The organism is Synechococcus sp. Tobar12-5m-g (assembly GCF_024345415.1).
GTDB lineage: Bacteria > Cyanobacteriota > Cyanobacteriia > PCC-6307 > Cyanobiaceae > Regnicoccus.
In genome coordinates, this window is the sequence record NZ_JAGQBB010000036.1 from 1 (window position 1) to 16,830 (window position 16,830).

Sequence of the window (16,830 nt, forward strand, 5' to 3'; positions counted from 1 at the left end):
TGTGCGGCGGGCTCATCCGCCTTCTCACATCAGCCTTGACGGCCTCGCTGTAGCGACGCATCGGTCATCTCCTCAAGCCCCCGGGTGTACGGATGAAAGGGGTGACATCTTTCCTGAACCCGGGGGGGTGAGGCTCTACTCAGCCGCTCTGGGCGTGGCGTACTGCTTCGCAGAAGCCTAACGGCTACAGCCAGGCCTGCTACACCACCGGCGAAAACCATGAGCGGGCGCTGCTGAAACAGCTGCTGGGTGAGCTCGATCTGGAGGGGGTGCTGATCCAGGCGGATGCCCTGCACACGCAGCGCCCGTTTTTCAGCAGCTCAAGTAGGGACTACTGAAAAAGCCAAATCAGCTGCTCCGCAGCTGGTCTCATCGGTTGGAAGCCGATAAACTGGCAGGGAACGCGGCAATCGTGGATTGCTGCCACTGATGATGGCCGCACATGTACCGAAAGCAACATAACGGTCAGCTTTCAATCAAGGACTTTCACGTGCCTTTTTGCGGCACACTTGACCCTGACAACCGCTGGGTGCTGCTTGCAGAGCTTATCCCCTGGCAAGAGCTTGAGGAGGCTTATGCCCAACATTCAGTGCAAATGTGGGTGCTCCTGCCAAGCCCGTGCGACTGGCGTTCTGATCGCTCTACATCAAGCAGCGCTTAGGACTCACAGATGAAGAGACTGTCTTCCAGATCCAGGAGAACGCCTACATGCAGTTCTTCCTTGGATATTCCGGTTACTCCAGCAAGGTGCCGTTTGATCCATCAATGATGGTTCATATCCGCAAGCGGTTCTCAGATGAAGACCTGAGGCACATCAATGAGCTTGTGGTTCAGCGAGGCAAGGAGATGTTGATTGAGGCTGCCGCTTCTCAGTCCCATGACGATTACGATTCAAGTGGTGATGATAAAGACGACGGCGATCAGCTTTCGCTTGATGGCCTGGTGAAACCCGCAGACTGGCCAGAAGGTAAGAATTGGGGCACGCTCAGCATTGATGCCTCCTGCACGCCTGCCGATATCACCTATCCAACGGACCTGAAGCTGTTGTATGAGGCGAGGCAGTCGACAGAGAGAGTGATTGACGACCTCTGCAAGCAAGGCAACGGTTATGGCGCGCATCCCCCGCGTTATGACCGCGGCAAGGCGCGTGCCCACTTCCTCAATGTCGCCAAGCAGAAAATGCCACGACGGAGAAGACTCAAGGCTGCGGTTAGGTTAGGCGGCAGCTAAGCTATCTGCAGCGGAATCTTGAAGCCATTGACGCCCTGATCGCTGATGGGGCAGGCCTTTCAGCTCTCAGGAAGCATTGGTGGCATAAGCTCTTCGCCTGCAGTGAGCTCCACCGGCAGCAAACCATTCTGCTCCACAGTACGACAAGGAGCATCCCTGATCGCCTTGTCAATTTGGTGCAGCGGCAGATACGGCCCATTTTTCGCGGAAAGGCAAGGGCTGCTGTCGAATTCGGAGCCAAAATCAGTATTTCTGTTAGCAATGGATTTGCGTTCCTGCATCGGCTCAGTTGGGATGCCTACAACGAAAGCGAGGATCTAATTGCTCAGGCCGAGAAGTACATGCAGGACAATGGTTGCTACCCTGAACGAATATGCGCCGATCGCATTTACGTCAATGCCAAGAACAGGCACTTCTGTACCAGAGCAGGAATTCGTCTCTCGGGTAAACGAGATTGGGCAGACCACCAAAAGATCCAGAGATCAATGCAGCTCACAAGCAACAACTTAGTGCCGATCAGCGCCGTAGAAATGAAGTGGAGGGAGTCTTTGGCTCGGGCAAGCGAAAGTATTCACTGAAGCTGATCATGGTGAGGCTCGCCCACGGCGCCGCAACCTCAATCTCAATGAGTTTCCTGGTGATGTGTGCCGAGAAGATCCTGAGGCTGCTCCGCCTCTTTTTTGTGTTCTTTTTTGCTTGTCACTGCAGCCTTCTCCGGCTCCATGCCTCACCAGGGAAGGCCTGGACAATTACCGACGAAAGATGGAACGATTGGCCAGTCACCGCATAGACGTGGCCATGGCCTGCGTAAGCCCTCCTCAGATGCCCGTTTCGGCGTGTTTTGGCGTCTGCTGTTTTTCAGGAGTCCGCAAGTAGCAGGGAGCCGACTTCCTCCTGACTGTGTAGGCGAAGCCTTCCGCGAAGCGGTGAGCCAACCAGAAGACCCTCCACCGCCAGATCAGCAGTCAGTTTCTGGGAAAGCGCCAGATCCCTTTCGAGGCAGGGGATCACGAGAAAAGCCACGGCTGTGACATCACCTGGAAGCTGAGGGCCAAACAGGCACCGGAGCACATCACAGAAGCCTGGATCGGCACAAGTTGGATCGTTGAGGTGAACGCCACCGGCAGCTGTGACGGCAAGCCGTTCCAAGCCACCCACCACTTCCTCACCAGCCTGCGCACCACCCCAGAAGCCCTTCTGCCACTGGTGCGCGAGCGCTGGAGCATTGAAGGCTGGCACTGGATCCGTGACACCCAGATGCACGAGGACGCCCATCGCTACCGGGGGAACGGCGCCGGAGCGATGGCGGCGCTGCGGACGGCAGCCCTCAACCTGCTCCGACTGGCTGCTTTTTAGTGGATCCGAGCCGGTATGCAGGCGGTGATGCATGACATCACGACACTGCTGGCGATGGCGCTGCGGCAGCCCAGACCAGAACCGGATTGATACTTTGAATCAGCCATGCCCCAGTGGCTGGGAATGCAAGCTCACCTGGGCGATGAACGTCGCTGCGGCACCAGGCTTCTGATCGATCGAGCCGCGCAGCGTCTTGGCGTCGCATACCAGGGTGTCGACGCCGTCCGCCAAGGCAGGCTGCTGATTCATCCACTGGAGCAGCAGGGCCTCGAACGCCTCCACATCGACCTACAGGAACAAGTAACGGAACGTGGAATCAGACGGTGGCTTGCCGATCTCCAGGCCAAGAACCTCGTTGAGCAAGGCCAGATGGCGCTACTCCTGCGGAGAAGCCTTCGGCTTGGCGACCCGCTCCATTCCTACCAAAGAGCCCTACCCGCTCAGGATGGCCAGGATCGCCACCAGCAGCATCCACCACTGCGGATATCGCACCCCGCGGCGCATCTGGTGCAGCGAGCCTGCCTAAGGGAGCGCGTTACCGCCGGCCCACTGCTTTGGTAGCCACCAGTGCCAGCAGCCGCCACTGATCCTCCACGCCGACAACGGCAATGCCTAGCCGAAGGCTTCTCGAAGAGTTGCCCGCCGCCACGCTGGAATCACGCCTGGAGGAGATTGGCGTGCTCAGATCCTTCTCCAGGCCCAGGGTATCCAACGACAATCCCTACTCGGAATCCCTTTTCCGAACGGTTAAGTACCGGCCCGACTACCCGAGACGGCCAGTCGCCAGCAAAGACAAGGCATGCGCGTGGGTGGCGGCCCTTGTGGACTGGTACAACCACCGGCACCGGTACATTGGCATCAAGTTCGTCACGCCACAGCAACTTCACAGCGGTACCGCCACCGCCATCTGCCAGCAGCGCGCACCGATCTACGAGAAAGCTCGCCAGAAGCATCCGCGCCGTTGTAGCAGATCCACCCGCTGTTGGTGCCAGCATTAGGTGGTGTGGATCAACAAGCCACCAGAGGATCCAGAACCGATCCTGGAGCTATCATTAATTCAGGTCGTCTGAATGGCAGTCAACGTTGCGGCAACAGGGTCGGGATTTCTGTTCAGTTCCTGGAGCTGGCCTGGATCGCCCATCACCGCGACGGGGTAATGCCATCGCTGTTGCCGGATCCCTGAGGGCTGCGATCACACGCAGACGAGCAGATTAGATTACCCTTCGATGAGGAGCGATCGTATGCTGAGTGGCGCGAGAGGGTGTCCCGGCCCATGATCTCGGGTACGGTCTTTCAATAACCATGAATCTCTTCTGACTAATGTCTATTCGTCACAATCAAGTCAACTCTTCTCCCAGGAACGTTTCGGCATCAGTGGATATTCTCGTTGTTACACCGACACTTGGATCAAGGTCTTCGGTTTCCCAAACAATAGAAACAGTTCAGCTAGTCGGTGGTTCCCGCGTCTTTCATTGTATCGTTGGACCACTAGCGAGAATCATGTGGATACAATCCATGTATCCACATATTCATTTGCTTGATGATAGGGGGTGCAACGGTATTTATTCTGCGCTTAATTTCGCAATTTCATCGTTTTCCCAAAAATATCAATACTTTGCATATATTAATGATGACGACTATTGGCTTCCTGGATTCAAGGAGCTTGTGTCTAGGCTTGACACTTCATCTAGTCTAAGTCTGATCTATGGCCGAACAAGATTTGTGACGTCTAATGGAAGATATATAAAGACAATATCCTCTTTTCCTTATCCTCGTTGCTTTAAGTCTCTGATGAAATTCAATGTTCCAATCTTTACCCAGCAGTCAGTATTATGTCGGCTTAGTGACCTGATTGAGCTTGGCGGTTTTGATGAGATGTATAGAATACTCGCAGACTCTGAACTCTTTTTGCGTTGGATAGAGAGTGGAAGGAAAGTTGCTTCAGCATCTGTTGTTTGTTCTTGCTATTGTTTTGAGGGCGATAGGCTGTCCAACGATCGTAGTTCTGCAAGCTCTGACTTAGTGAGGCTTCAAGGCATGCACGCTCTAACTATCTCTTTATCAGACTTGCTTGTGCTTATGGCTTTTCGACTCTACAATACGTTGGGATACTTGTCTAATGTGTTTAGGATCTTTCTATTTCTTCCGCTCAGCAAGCTCTTGATGAATCTTCGTTGATCTACTTTGAAAGTCACTCTGGAGTGAACTTTGTCTACAGTCCAATGGGTAAGTGAATTCCTGCGCCCTGTCGCTACGCTTGTGTCCCTGTGTTGGTGTAAATCCAAGGCTGATTCAAAGTGTGCCACAGCCGCTCTGGCATGAGCTGCCAGCATGGGTTTTGGTCGGCGGGATCGCCCCCTCCTTGTGCGCGAAACCTCTTCTGCAACAGATCTTGATCTGATCAGCTTCCTCAAGGCGATTCCCGACGTGTGGATGCGGCGCGGGATTCGTATCCCCGCCTGGTATTTGCTGCTGGTGGCCGTTCTGGGCATCTTGAGCGGCTGCGAAAGCTTGAGGGATCTGGAGCGGTTTGCACGCCGTCATCACGGCGCGCTCACCGAGTTGCTTGGTATTGAATTGCAGCGGTCCCCATCAGATTCGGCGTTCCGCTACTTCCTCCTACAGGTGGATGTCACGGACTTGTGCGCGGCCATCCGCGACTGGACGATCGCTCAGATCCATGGTGGTGCGAGGAGAAAAAGTAAGTCGGTGTGTAACGGCAAGACATTGCGGGGCTCGATCGAACCCACCAAAGGCGGTGCCTCCACCTTCATTGCCCAGGTGGCGCTCTACTCAGCCGGTTTGGGCGTGGCGTACTGCTTCTCTTCGAGAAGGCTTCGCCTACCCAGAAGCCTGCGGCTACTTTTCCACGAGTCAAACGTTTTCTATGAACACTGACGCAACTAGGAACTCCTGAAAAAGGCAAATCAACTGTGCCACAACTGGACTCAACGGTTGGAAGCCGATAAACTGGCAGGGAACGCGGAAATCGCGGATTGTCGCCACTGAAGATGGCCGTAAATGTACCGGAAGAACCATAACGGTCAGCTTTCAATCAAGGAATTCCACATGTCTTTTCGCGGCACACTTGACCCTGACAACCGCTGGGTGCAGCTTGCAGAACTTATCCCCTGGCAAGAGCTGGGAGAGGCTTATGCCCCTCAGTTCAGTGCAAATGTAGGTGCTCCTGCCAAGGCCGTGCGTCTGGCGTTCGGGTCGCTCTACATCAAGCAGCGTTTAGGACTCACAGATGAAGAGACTGTTCTACAGATCCAGGAGAACGCCTACATGCAGTTCTTCCTTGGATATTCCGGTTACTCCAGCAAGGTGCCGTTTGATCCATCAATGATGGTTCATTTCCGCAAGCGGTTCTCAGATGAAGACCTGAGGCACATCAATGAGCTTGTGGTTCAGCGAGGCAAGGAGATGTTGATTGAGGCTGCCGCTTCTCAGTCCCATGACGATGACGAATCAAGTGGAGATGATCAAGACGACGGCGATCAGCTTTCGCTTGATGGCCTGGTGAAAACCGCAGACTGGCCAGAAGGAAAGAATTGGGGCACGCTCAGCATTGATGCCTCCTGCACGCCTGCCGATATCACCTATCCAACGGACCGGAAGCTTTTGAATGAGGCGAGGCAGTCGACAGAGAGAGTGATTGACGACCTCTGCAAGCAAGGCAACGCTTATGGCGTGCATCGCCCACGATATGTCCGCGGGAAGGCGCGTGCACACTTTCTCAAAGCCGCCCTAGCCGCAAGGCTTCTGCGAAGCAGTAGCAGAAAAGACCACGATGGAGCAGACTCAAGGCTGCGGTTAGGCGGCAGCTTAGCTATCTGCAGCGGAATCTGGAGGCCATTGATGCCCTGATCGCTGATGGGGCAGCCCTTTCAGCTCTCAAGAAGCATTGGTGGCATAAGCTCCTCGCCTGCAGTGAGCTCCACCGGCAGAAAACCATTCTGCTCCACAGCAAGACCAGGAGCATCCCTGATCGCCTTGTCAATTTGGTGCAGCGGCACGTGCGGCCCATTGTTCGCGGAAAGGCAAGGACTGCTGTTGAATTCGGAGCCAAAATCAGTATTTCTGTTAGCAATGGATTTGCGTTCCTGCATCGGCTCAGCTGGGATGCCTACAACGAAGGCGAGGATCTAATTCCTCAAGCCGAGAAGTACAAGCAGGACAATGGTTGCTACGCTGAACGAATATGCGCTGATCGTATTTACATCAATGCCAAGAACAGGCACTTCTGTGCGAGAGCAGGAATTCGTCTCTCGGCTAAACGATTGGGCAGGCCACCAAAAAATCCAGAGATCAATGAAGCTCACAAGCAACAACTCAGTGCCGATCAGCGTCGAAGGAATGAAGTGGAGGGAGTCTTTGGCTCGGGCAAGCGAAAGTATTCACTGAAGCTGATCATGGCGAGGCTCGCCCACGGCGCGGCAACCTCAATCTCCATGAGTTTCCTGGTGATGTGTGCCGAGAAGATCCTGAGGCTGCTCCGCCTCTTTGTTGTGTTCATTTGTGCCTGTGTCTGCAGCCTTCTCCAGCTCCATGCCTCACCAGAGAAGGCCTGGGGAATTACCGACGAAAGCTGGAACGATTGGCCAGTCACCGCATAGACGTGGCCATGGCTTGCGCGAGCGCTCCTCAGATGCCCGTTACGGCGTGATATGGCGACGGCCGTTTTTCAGGAGTCCCTAACCTGACTTTCAATCCGCCGTGGGATGTGCATGCTAAAATTAAGAAGTCTAACCATACGGGCATTGCTTACCAATTATGGAGCTGGTTGCACAAGATTTTCTTATTCTTTCCGATGCGGCATTATCCGCCCGGACTTCCACTCAGGAAATCACCTAATTTGTTCTAATAAGCGGAGCCACCTCAATGTGAATTGCAAATGATCGATAGAGCACCTGCATATTCTTCCTATACTTACGCCCATCCCAATTGGCTAGTAAGCTATCCTCATATCAAGAGAAACAAGCTTATCGCGCAAGAAATTATCGCAATTGGCGCAAGCGAGTGGTGCGACTACGGAGCTGGCGACGGCGGGCTTCTTCTCATACCTGAACTAGCGAAACGCTTGCCACGCTCCGTCGTTCTCTACGAGCCCGATGAGCAAATGCACAACGAGCTCGTTCGAAATATTGCCTGCCTTACAGAACCAAGTGCAAATATCACTCTTACGAGATCGCCGATGTCCGTATCAGGGACTTTTTCGCTTATCACTGCATGCGAGGTTCTTGAGCACTTACCGCTACCGGAACGAATTCGATTCTATCAATTCCTCGCAGCTCATCTGAAGGATGACGGAATTGCTTTGATCGAGGTGCCAGTCGAGTTCGGGCCTATTTTGCTTGCAAAGGAATGGGGCAGAAAATTTCTAAAGGGGCGGGCGTCTCATTATGGAGTCAAGGAGTTGATAGCTGCTGCAACTATAGGTAGGATCACTGACAAACACTGTCGATATCAGATTACCGATAGTCGAACATTCATCAGCCCCCACCATGGCTTTGATATCAACAGGCTCATCGCTGAAATGAAGTCAATTGGCATGGTCCAAGAACTTTTTCGATCACCCTTCCCATTGCTTCCTCGCTGGCTAAACCAAGCGGTCTTGTTTTCTTTTCGGCTAACTGAACGTTCGCCCTCGATGATACAGGAGGCGGTACACGTAATGAGCGGCGGGAAGTCTTAGCATCTTTACGCGGCGTACAACTCTATTGGCGGTGATGATGGCATCCCGTGCAGTTCACGGTGAGAAACACCAGCACGATTGAGGAGGCCCTTTCTGTGCATAGCGGCCGCTTGTGTTTGCCGCTAAACCATGGAAGCTGTCTATCTTCATGATCAACTCTCAACGTCAACCACGACGAATCGGCTTCAGACACCTATTTCTTCCCGGAAAACGTGCACTCTAAATATATTAGTGTGTCGTGCATGTGAGAAAGATATTTTCATGACGTCTTTTGGGGGCAAGGCCGGGACATCGAGCTTGCTTTTGTTGGGGTATAACGGCATGTCATCCGTATTGAATTGGATAGTCAGTGGGGTCTAATCCCAGCTTAGGTTAAGCGCCTTAGGAGTTCGTGCCCAATTGGGCGGCTCCCAGCCCGCCACGGCTAATCTCCCTCTGAAGTGAGCCACTGATTGGGTGCAGAAGCTATCCGACTTTGCAGAGCGTGCCATTTGGCCGGCCTCAGTCGCTGCCCCTCATACCGATGCGGCCGCCAGTGACTGATGTTGTGATCGCCTGAACCTGAACAACTCCCCGCAACAGGAAGCGCCGCAGGCCCTTGGCTTCCTTGATCTGTCCGTTCACCGGCTCCACGATTGCCTTGCGCTGGGCGTAGATGCGGCTGCCCTTCTTGCTTCTGAGTCGGTGACTTTCAGGAAAGATGTCACTCCTTGGCTGCCACTCAGGCGGCCTGAGTCAATGGTACCTCCAGAGTTGAATCCTGATCTTCTGTTGGCTTGTTGATCCAGACTTCTTTTGGTTGACTGAGGTGGTTGGCTTCTACTGGACCAATACGGGCTCAGTGATCGTTAACTCTGAGCGGGATGGGTTAGTTGCATACTGACTATAGAACATATGGGGAGTTTTGCCTCCCAGTGAGCGATGAGGTCTTACATGGCAGTACCTCCAGAGGAAGCGGGCCAGGCTGACTTCTGCATCCCAGCCATCTTCATAGGCCCTGATGTACACCTCCTCATACTTGACAGTTCGCCACAGCCGTTCCACCAGGATGTTGTCATAGCCGTAGGCTTCTGCGAAGCAGTAGCAGCGCTTTCTTCCTGACCAGCTGATCTTGATCTTTTCTTCTCGTAGCCCCTTGACGAAGTCTCTAGATGTGAACTGGACTCCTTGATCCGAGTGGAAGATCCTGGGCTTGCGGCCACCTCCCAAAGCCATGTCCAGTGACAGCAGACAGAACTCCGTGTCAAGGCTGTTCGATAGCTTCCAGCTGAGGATGTGTCTGGAGTAGAGATCGACGATGGCCACCAGGTAGAGAAATCCCTTGCGAAGTGGGATGTAGGTGATATCGGTTGCCCAGACATCATCCGGTGCATGAATCTTCTCCAAGTCAACAAGGCACGGGAAGCGTTCCGACGGATCGCCAGCAATGGTGGTCCTGGGTTTCGGGTATAGAGCCCGTAACCCCATGCGCCGCATGAGGTGTCGTACCCGGTCACGCCCCACCTCGATCCCCTCTGCCGCCAGGTAGTCGACCATTCGTCGGCTGCCTGAAGCAGGATCGTCCAGGTACCAGGCATCCATCCTGGCCATGATCCTGAGGGTCTCGGCCCTGACCGGCACCGGCTTGTAGTAGAGGGTGGATTTCGGCAGACCCAGCAGCTCGCATTGACGCCGAACCGAGAGCTGTGGTCGATTTTGATCGACCAATCTGCGCAGTTCATGGGCGGTCGATGAGCTGAGACTTTTTTTTAAGCCATTCCAGCTCCATCTTGAGCTTGCCGATCTCCTGAAAGAGCTCTGCCTCTCTAGTCTGCTGATCTCCTCTTTCCTTGTCCTTTCTGCCTTTACCAAACAGATCGCTGGCACTTTCCAGCAGCTGTTTTTTCCACTGGCTCACCTGGATCGGGTGGATGGCATGCTCAGCCGCGATCTCCTGAAGGGTCTTGCGGCCGGAAATGGCCTCCATGGCCACACGGGCCTTGAACTCGGGGCTGTGGGTTCTGCGAGTAGTCATCGGTGGGGAACCCCGGGTTGGGGCTGTGCCCCGCCTCAGAGGTTAACGATGGCCCTGGTCCAGTAAACCCCGACCCTCATAGACGCCAGCAGCGGGTGCGCTGGCTCCAGCGTGTTGGATGGGCCTGTCTGGCTTTCTCATATACATCTTAACGCTGCTGGCAGATCAGCGTGGCGGCTCCGCTGTGACGCTGATGGGGCGTGACGAATTTGATGGCGCTGTGGCGGTGCCGGTGGTTGTACCAGTCGACAAACGCAGCTACCCACACGCAGGCCTTGTCTTTGCTGGCGAATGGCCGGCTCGGGTAGTCGGGCAGGTACTTGACCGTTCGGAATAGGGATTCCGAGTAGGGATTGTCGTTGGATACCCTTGGCCTGGACAAGGATCTGAGCACGCCCATCTCCTCCAGGCGTGATTCCAGCGTGGCCCCGCGCAACTCTTCGAGAAGCCTTCGGCTAGGCATTGCCGTTGTCGGCGTGGAGGATCAGCGGCTGCTGCTGGCACTGGCGGCTGCCAAAACCGCTGGGGCGGCGGTAGCGCTCCTTCAGGCAGGCCCGCTGCACCAGATCCGCCGCGATCTCAGCCGACTCCGCCTCGGCCACATCCCAGGCCACCACCTTGCGGCTCCAGACGTCGACCACCAGATAGAGGTACAGCCACACACCCCGCACCGTGGTCGGCAGATAGGTGATGTCCCACGACGAGACCGCATTGGGCCGATCCGCCATCAGACGCGGCACGGAGCGCGGTTCCTGCGGCAGCCGGGCCCGCCCTCGCCGGTGGCACTGCCTGGCCTGGTGCAACACCCGATAAAAGCTGCTCTCGGAGCCGATATACAGCCCTTGATCAGCGAGGGCCGGCACGATCTGTCCCGGCGGCAGTGAGGCGTACTCCGGCTGGTTGCAGGTGAGCAGGATCCGCTGGCGTTCCTCCTCACTCAGACGGTGAACGACAAGGCGAGGACTGCCTTTACGACGGTCCTTGCCGTCCCCATCACCCACAAAGGCACGCCGCCAGCGCTTGAGGGTGCGCAGGCAGATGCCGATCTCAACGCAGGCGCTCACCAGGCCGGCGCCAGCGGCATTCGCCTCGCCGATCAGCTCGATCGCCTTCCGTCGGTGCGCGGCGCTCGTCAGCCTTCCGCGTCCTCCGAGCAGAAGGCCTCCCACTTTTTTCGCAGCACCAGCAAGGCCGCCATCTCCGCCATGGCCTTCTCCTTGCGCTGCAGCTCCTTTTTGAGAGCCTTGATCTCGCGCTGGTCCTGGGCGCGGAGCTTCTCGAGCTCCTTCTGCTCTTTCAAGGTGAGCACTGGCTTTTCATTGGCATCCTGGGCGGCCTGCCGCCAACGGCTCACCTGCTCAGGAAACAGCCCTCGCTCCCTGCAGTAGGCGCTGAGCTCTGTGGCGTTCAACCCGGCCGTCTCCAGCACCACCGTGAACTTGTCGCCAGCACTCCAGCCTTCTGGTTCCTTCTGGGATGCCGGCACCACTTCCCCCTGCAACCGCCAGGTCTTCCTCCATTTGTAGAGGGTGATCACGTGGATGCCAAGCTCTTCTGAAATCCTGGCCACGCTCTGCCTGTGCGGTGGGCTCATCCGCCTTCTCACATCAGCCTTGATGGCCTCGCTGTATCGGCGCATTGGTCATGTCCTCAAGCCCCCGGGTGTACGGATGAGAGGGGTGACATCTTTCCTGAACCCGGGGGAGTTTGCGTCCCATGCGGGCTTTGGCATCATCGTCCTTGGGCATCGGTCCGCGCTTCGGCGGCGGTGGCTGCCCCTGCTGCAAGCGCCCGGTGGCGATATAGGCATCGATGCCGAGGTCCGCGCAGTAGATGGCGTTGTCCTCGCTCCAGTGCCCCGTATCCATAGACATCACCTTGGGTAATGCTCCGGTGTTGGCGGCGATGCGCTCCGTCACTGGAGCCAGGTGTTCGGTATCCGGTGGCTTGTTGCTCAGCCCGACCACCACGATCACCTGGTGATCGCTGTCCACTGCCAGCTGGTAGTTGTAGACCTGCAGATCGGAGCCGCTTGACTGCATGAGATGGCTGTCTGCATCGGTGTAGGCGAAGGCTTCCGTGCAGCAGTGGTTGCGCTGGGTCTTCTTGGTTGGCGTGCCATCGGACTTTCACGCCAGGCCACGGCGTGGCATAGCGTCAGCCGCAACCGGCTCCAGATCCGAGGCCGACAAGAACTACGACACCAAGGGATTCGTGGCTGAGATGCGGCGCATCGGCGTCACGCCGCACGTGGCACAGAACACCGTCCGGCCCGGTGGTTCCGTCATCGATGGACGCACGACCCGGCATCAGGGCTACGCCAAGTTGATCAACGCGCCCCGCGGGATCGAGAAGGTGTTTTGCTGGATCAAGCAGTGGGGCGGTCTGCGCCAGTTCAAACTGCCATGTACCGAGAAGGTCAGCGCCGTGTTTGGCCTGCACGTGATCGCCTACAACCTGATCCGCCTGAGCAACATCCTCTTGGCGCAGCCTTCTCCGCAGGAGTAGCCCCCGATGGAGGCGGCATGAACAGCCAGTTGCCCAGAGGTGTGCCCAATAGTGCTCAAGCAATGCCTTGCAGACAAGCCAACCATGCCGAAATCGGGCTGTTTTCCGACCTGATAGCCGCCGATCCGTCTTTTTGAGCCGGAAATCCACTTTTGCTTGTGAAGAACTGTTTCGTGGACTGGTTTTTCTGCAAACTCTTAAACCCTGGGCCGTCGCTGGAGGGCGGCTTGGAGGAGTTGCGGGAGCTGCGAACGATCTGTTCACGCAGGCTGGCCAGCTGGGTCGCAAGGGCGATAAGGTGGATGCGCAACACATCTCCCTTGCCTGAGTGCCTGAATATCCTGTTGCTGAGCCAGGATCACCGTTCTGACACTGGCTGGAGTCTCCAGCTAGTCCGCTTCAGAGATCCCACCAGGAGGGCTACCTATTGAAGGCGGACTCTTCTTGAGATGCAAAAGAGAATAAAGCTAGTGTCAAGAGATCGGCAGATCGCAGGCTTCTTGTGGCCTGTCCCAAGCGGCAAAGTATTACTTTCATTTTTTCGAATAGACTCACTTCTGCTATCAAGTGCTTTCCAAGCTATCAAAATGAACACTGAAGTCTTCAGAACACGAACCGCTAAAGTGTTAGCTTCGTTAATCCGCCCGAAATGCTGGCGTGCATTGAGCCTTGGGGTTGCGCCTTCCATCGAACATCTGCCGCTTCTCCGGGCGCTTGATGTGGACGGGATCATTGATGTTGGTGCAAACCGTGGCCAGTTCACACTTGCCTGCCAGATTGCAATGCGGCAACTTCCCATTCTCGCTTTTGAACCAATTCCCAAAGAGGCTGATACATTTGATGCAATTCATGGCCGGAAAAACAATATCCTTCTTGTCCGATGCGCTCTCGGCGAAATCCAGTCAGAATCGATAATGCACCTGAGCCACAGCTTGGACAGCTCGTCATTGCTTCCGATTGGAAACCGTCAGACTGAACTGCATCCACAGACGGCTGAGGAAGGAACAATGACAGTTCCTGTCCAGACACTGGATGATTCACTGCCACTGATGGCGGACAGACGGGAACAGCTGCTCAAGCTGGATGTTCAGGGATACGAGCTGAATGTTCTGAAAGGGGCGTCAAAGACTCTCACCCTTTGTAAATATGTATATGCAGAGTGCTCTGAAGTGGCTCTGTATGAAGGGCAAGCGCTACGACCAGAGGTTTCGGGTTTCCTTCGAACTTTTGGTTTTCTTGAATCTGGTTCGTTTAACCACCAATTCCAGCGTTCCGAGTTGGTTCAGGCAGACTACCTGTATTCAAGAAAATGAACTTCATCCGTTGGCGCCAATTAGCTACAGTCTTTAGCTCCAGCCACTCTAACTTACAGCAGCTGCACTCCATTCCCCATAGTGTGTTCATCCTTGGGCGTTTTCCTCCACCGATTGATGGACAATCCATGCTTACCGAGCAAACGGCTCGGCTGCTGGAGGACACATGGAAGGTCCATCGTATCAATACGGCATTACAGGGAGAGACATACGTCCGCACGTCTTCACGATGGAATCTCAGCCTCGTAAGCCATTATCTGAATCTGATCAATCACACGCGGCGGGCACTTGCCTTGGCTCCCGATGCACCAGTCATTTGGAATTCTATCTCTCCGAAGCCACTGGGACATTTTCGCGATCTTTTCTCAATTGTTTCTGCTTTTCGGCCCCATCAGAAAGTCTATGCTGTGGTCCACTGGGGTAATTTTGATCTCTTATTTCGCTCTCCACTCACCCGATTTACTGCGCGAAGACTGGTGCGTCGGCTGACTGGCTTCGTATTCAATAGCGATAACCTCAATGAGAACTGCGCTGCATGGATTCCTGCAGAGAAGCGATTCATAATTTTAAACACCATTGACTCGGCTTCAAGATGTACGCATGCAGAAGTAGTTCAAAAACAGGCACTACGCATTCAGCGAAAATCCCTGAGGCTGCTTTTTCTGAGCAACATGATTCCTGCCAAAGGTTATTTCGATGTACTTGGTGCTGTCCAGTTGCTGCACGCTGCAGGAATTCCGGTATTCGCCGATTTCATAGGGCGTTGGCAGTCAGACAAAGACTGCACAGTCTTCAAGAACTATGTCACGGAATACAACTTGAACAACGTAGTCCAGGCACACGGTGGGCTGAACAACCGTGCCGCGATCAAACAGTTTTATCTGGATGCAGATGTATTTCTATTGCCAACCTACTACCCAACTGAGGCGCAGCCGGTCTCAATACTGGAGGCGATTAATGCTGGCACACCAGTAGTAACAACAAGACACGCGAGCATCCCCCACATGGTTCGAGAGCATGCCAAAGAAGCGTTGTTTGTACCACCGCGATCGCCAGAAGCAATAGCTGTGGCATTGCGAACGTTATTAGACACGACCACGTGGCTCTCCTATTCCAAGGCTGCAGAAATGCGTTTCATGACTCACTTCAGCCCAGAGGCTGTCCGCCAACAATGGGAGGCATTGCTGGCACGCCCATGACCATCTGGGAAGAATCAGAGCATTGCTTCTGACACTTCTCAATGAGTTTATAAATTCGTTCGATTCATCTGAAATTCAGAACCTACAGAGTCAGCGCATTCCATACGTGCAATGGGTCTCAGGTTGATCCCCCTCACTGAAACAGGTATCAGAAGCTTACTTCAGGCCAAATCGCCAAGCGAAAGGCAGCTGACTCCGCACACCAGATCTTCAGGTTCGGGAGGTTCCAGGGCCAACCGGCACTCCAGCATAATCTCGACTTTGATGGCCACATCCTCCACCATCAACCTGGCGCGGATTCCGGTAGCCCTCCTGATCCGACACCAAAAAGTCGAGATCGACGGATTCACGAAACTCTCCATAGCGCAGGGCAAGCGCTGTGCCGCCACCAAATGGGCAGTGATGTCGGCGCAACAACTCGGAATCGAGTTTCTCGAGCACGTAGGCAATCCTCCGGTGGTGCTCACGCTGGAACATGCACCCTCCGGAAAGCGTGATCCAAGGCCTCCATCAGCTGGCGTTCCTCCTGCGCCATGACTTCCAGGTTCAGATGGCGGCAATTGCGCATATACAGCCCGGCCGCTTCCGCCGGGCTCAGCGAAGCCGTGCCCGGCAGTTGCCAGGCCAGCTCCCGTTACTGTAGACAGGCCGCCAAGTCGATCACCACGGGGATCGAGGCGGGTGCCTGCTGCCCATTGCTGGCCTCTGAATTCTCCAGTTGATGGAGCTGCAGATCCAGGGCATCCAAGACATTCATCAGGGCGCCCACCGTCACCGAGGCTGAGCCGGGTTTGATGCGGTGCAGCGTTACCCGCGAGATCCTCGCCGCCTCTGCCGTGGCGACGGCCGTGATGCCTAGGTGTGTTTTCTCACCAGGTCATTCAGTGATCAGCAGCCGCTGTAAGGACTGCTGAGGGGTGAGGCCACCAAGAGCCATGTGGCCCCTGTGGCTGTTATAGATCCCCAGATACCGAGGTAGCCAGTGGTTCCGCTCCTCGGAGGTCTGGTACGCCATGACATAGGCCCATTCCGCCAGGAGGGTTTTGATGAAACGCTCGGCCTTGCCGTTGGTTTGCGGCGTATAGGGCTTGGTGCGGATCGGTTTCAGATCCAAGGCTCGACAGGCTTTTCGCCAGTCGCCGGAGCGGTAGGCGGAGCCGTTGTCCGAGAGGATCCGGCGGCAGGTGATCCCCTGCTCAGAGAACCAGCCGACTGCCCGGGCCAGGAACCCAAGAGTCGTCGCCCTCTGCTCGTCGGCGAGCACCTCGACGTAGGCCAGGCGGGTGGCGTCGTCGATGGCGACGTGCACCTCTTCGTAGCCGGCGCCTCGTGAGCAGCCTTGACGGCGGTCGCCGGTGATCCGGTGACCGACCCGCTCAAACCTGGCCAGCTGTCACTCCTTCGGAGAAGCCTGCGGCTAGGTGTCGACATGGATCATGTCGCTCGGCCTTTCCCACTGGTAGCGCCTCACTGGAACCTTGGGTTCCAAATTCTTGAGCCGTCCCAGCCCCA

General features: G+C 55.5%; 21 protein-coding genes and 2 pseudogenes. 10 read left to right on the top strand and 13 right to left on the bottom strand.

The features are described from left to right. The first annotated feature begins 645 nt into the window (after positions 1-645). Positions 646-1,230, top strand: a complete 585-nt coding sequence (locus KBY66_RS14870; RefSeq protein WP_255090420.1) for a transposase — start codon at positions 646-648, stop codon at positions 1,228-1,230. A gap of 59 nt (positions 1,231-1,289) precedes the next feature. On the opposite strand, the gene KBY66_RS14875 is transcribed toward KBY66_RS14870, so the two are convergent. Next, positions 1,290-1,511, bottom strand: a complete 222-nt coding sequence (locus KBY66_RS14875) for a hypothetical protein (RefSeq protein WP_255090402.1) — start codon at positions 1,509-1,511, stop codon at positions 1,290-1,292. Between the two features lie 173 nt (positions 1,512-1,684). Between KBY66_RS14875 and KBY66_RS15965 the strand changes: the two genes are divergently transcribed. Continuing rightward, positions 1,685-2,020: a transposase gene (locus KBY66_RS15965; protein WP_399225691.1), complete on the top strand. Its 336-nt coding sequence runs from the start codon at positions 1,685-1,687 to the stop codon at positions 2,018-2,020. A 320-nt stretch (positions 2,021-2,340) separates the two neighbouring features. Further along, the gene (locus KBY66_RS14880; protein ID WP_255090403.1) at positions 2,341-2,586 is read left to right on the top strand and encodes a hypothetical protein; all 246 of its coding nucleotides are present in this window, start codon (positions 2,341-2,343) and stop codon (positions 2,584-2,586) included. A gap of 99 nt (positions 2,587-2,685) precedes the next feature. On the opposite strand, the gene KBY66_RS14885 is transcribed toward KBY66_RS14880, so the two are convergent. Then, a complete protein-coding gene (locus KBY66_RS14885) occupies positions 2,686-2,868 on the bottom strand; it encodes a hypothetical protein (protein ID WP_255090404.1) in 183 nt (60 codons plus the stop codon). Positions 2,869-3,194: 326 nt separating this feature from the next. On the opposite strand from KBY66_RS14885, the gene KBY66_RS14890 reads away from it, so the two are divergent. The 4 genes and pseudogenes from KBY66_RS14890 (at position 3,195) to KBY66_RS14910 (ending at position 8,284) form a co-directional block, all read left to right on the top strand. Next, complete coding sequence (locus tag KBY66_RS14890) at positions 3,195-3,584, top strand: integrase core domain-containing protein (protein ID WP_255090405.1); 390 nt, start codon at positions 3,195-3,197, stop codon at positions 3,582-3,584. Positions 3,585-4,917: 1,333 nt separating this feature from the next. Then, on the top strand, positions 4,918-5,484 hold the full coding sequence (locus KBY66_RS14895; RefSeq protein ID WP_255090406.1) for a transposase family protein: 567 nt from the start codon (positions 4,918-4,920) through the stop codon (positions 5,482-5,484). Between the two features lie 123 nt (positions 5,485-5,607). Continuing rightward, positions 5,608-7,205 (top strand): annotated as a pseudogene (locus tag KBY66_RS15970) (IS5 family transposase). Between the two features lie 278 nt (positions 7,206-7,483). Then, on the top strand, positions 7,484-8,284 hold the full coding sequence (locus KBY66_RS14910; RefSeq protein WP_255090409.1) for a methyltransferase domain-containing protein: 801 nt from the start codon (positions 7,484-7,486) through the stop codon (positions 8,282-8,284). 501 nt (positions 8,285-8,785) lie between these two features. Here the strand turns inward: KBY66_RS14910 and KBY66_RS14915 are convergent. The 7 genes from KBY66_RS14915 to KBY66_RS14945 all read right to left on the bottom strand — a co-directional run bounded on the left by KBY66_RS14915 (position 8,786) and on the right by KBY66_RS14945 (position 12,340). Then, the gene (locus KBY66_RS14915; protein ID WP_255090421.1) at positions 8,786-8,986 is read right to left on the bottom strand and encodes a transposase; all 201 of its coding nucleotides are present in this window, start codon (positions 8,984-8,986) and stop codon (positions 8,786-8,788) included. Between the two features lie 117 nt (positions 8,987-9,103). Next, complete coding sequence (locus KBY66_RS14920) at positions 9,104-10,102, bottom strand: IS3 family transposase (protein WP_255090422.1); 999 nt, start codon at positions 10,100-10,102, stop codon at positions 9,104-9,106. Further along, positions 10,002-10,250, bottom strand: coding sequence for a hypothetical protein (locus tag KBY66_RS15785; RefSeq protein ID WP_255090410.1), 249 nt, complete (start codon positions 10,248-10,250; stop codon positions 10,002-10,004). The genes KBY66_RS14920 and KBY66_RS15785 overlap by 101 nt, the downstream gene beginning before the upstream one ends. Positions 10,251-10,446: 196 nt before the next feature. Further along, positions 10,447-10,761 (bottom strand): integrase core domain-containing protein, encoded by a 315-nt coding sequence (locus KBY66_RS14930; protein ID WP_315855521.1) that lies wholly within the window; start codon positions 10,759-10,761, stop codon positions 10,447-10,449. Continuing rightward, positions 10,754-11,467, bottom strand: a complete 714-nt coding sequence (locus KBY66_RS14935; RefSeq protein WP_255090412.1) for a DDE-type integrase/transposase/recombinase — start codon at positions 11,465-11,467, stop codon at positions 10,754-10,756. The genes KBY66_RS14930 and KBY66_RS14935 overlap by 8 nt, the downstream gene beginning before the upstream one ends. Beyond that, complete coding sequence (locus tag KBY66_RS14940; RefSeq protein ID WP_255090413.1) at positions 11,431-11,892, bottom strand: helix-turn-helix domain-containing protein; 462 nt, start codon at positions 11,890-11,892, stop codon at positions 11,431-11,433. The genes KBY66_RS14935 and KBY66_RS14940 overlap by 37 nt, the downstream gene beginning before the upstream one ends. Positions 11,893-11,905: 13 nt before the next feature. Continuing rightward, positions 11,906-12,340, bottom strand: coding sequence for a hypothetical protein (locus KBY66_RS14945; RefSeq protein WP_255090414.1), 435 nt, complete (start codon positions 12,338-12,340; stop codon positions 11,906-11,908). A 142-nt stretch (positions 12,341-12,482) separates the two neighbouring features. Here KBY66_RS14945 and KBY66_RS14950 point away from each other — a divergent pair. Further along, positions 12,483-12,806, top strand: a pseudogene (locus KBY66_RS14950) (IS5/IS1182 family transposase); the annotation flags it as partial. Positions 12,807-12,861: 55 nt separating this feature from the next. Here KBY66_RS14950 and KBY66_RS14955 read toward each other — a convergent pair. Further along, positions 12,862-13,116 carry a DUF6444 domain-containing protein gene (locus KBY66_RS14955; RefSeq protein WP_255090415.1) on the bottom strand — a complete coding sequence of 85 codons (255 nt, stop codon included), beginning with the start codon at positions 13,114-13,116 and terminating at the stop codon, positions 12,862-12,864. Between the two features lie 277 nt (positions 13,117-13,393). Between KBY66_RS14955 and KBY66_RS14960 the strand changes: the two genes are divergently transcribed. Together KBY66_RS14960 and KBY66_RS14965 are read left to right on the top strand one after the other, a co-directional pair. Continuing rightward, a complete protein-coding gene (locus KBY66_RS14960; RefSeq protein WP_255090416.1) occupies positions 13,394-14,119 on the top strand; it encodes an FkbM family methyltransferase in 726 nt (241 codons plus the stop codon). After that, complete coding sequence (locus KBY66_RS14965; protein ID WP_255090417.1) at positions 14,116-15,318, top strand: glycosyltransferase family 4 protein; 1,203 nt, start codon at positions 14,116-14,118, stop codon at positions 15,316-15,318. The genes KBY66_RS14960 and KBY66_RS14965 overlap by 4 nt, the downstream gene beginning before the upstream one ends. Before the next feature lie 210 nt (positions 15,319-15,528). Here the strand turns inward: KBY66_RS14965 and KBY66_RS15975 are convergent, their stop codons facing one another. The 3 genes from KBY66_RS15975 to KBY66_RS14980 form a co-directional block, all read right to left on the bottom strand. Next, on the bottom strand, positions 15,529-15,795 hold the full coding sequence (locus KBY66_RS15975) for a nucleotidyl transferase AbiEii/AbiGii toxin family protein (RefSeq protein WP_399225729.1): 267 nt from the start codon (positions 15,793-15,795) through the stop codon (positions 15,529-15,531). A gap of 157 nt (positions 15,796-15,952) precedes the next feature. After that, positions 15,953-16,093, bottom strand: a complete 141-nt coding sequence (locus tag KBY66_RS14975) for a hypothetical protein (protein WP_255090419.1) — start codon at positions 16,091-16,093, stop codon at positions 15,953-15,955. A 102-nt stretch (positions 16,094-16,195) separates the two neighbouring features. Further along, positions 16,196-16,708, bottom strand: coding sequence for an integrase core domain-containing protein (locus tag KBY66_RS14980; protein WP_261347098.1), 513 nt, complete (start codon positions 16,706-16,708; stop codon positions 16,196-16,198). Positions 16,709-16,830: the final 122 nt, after the last annotated feature.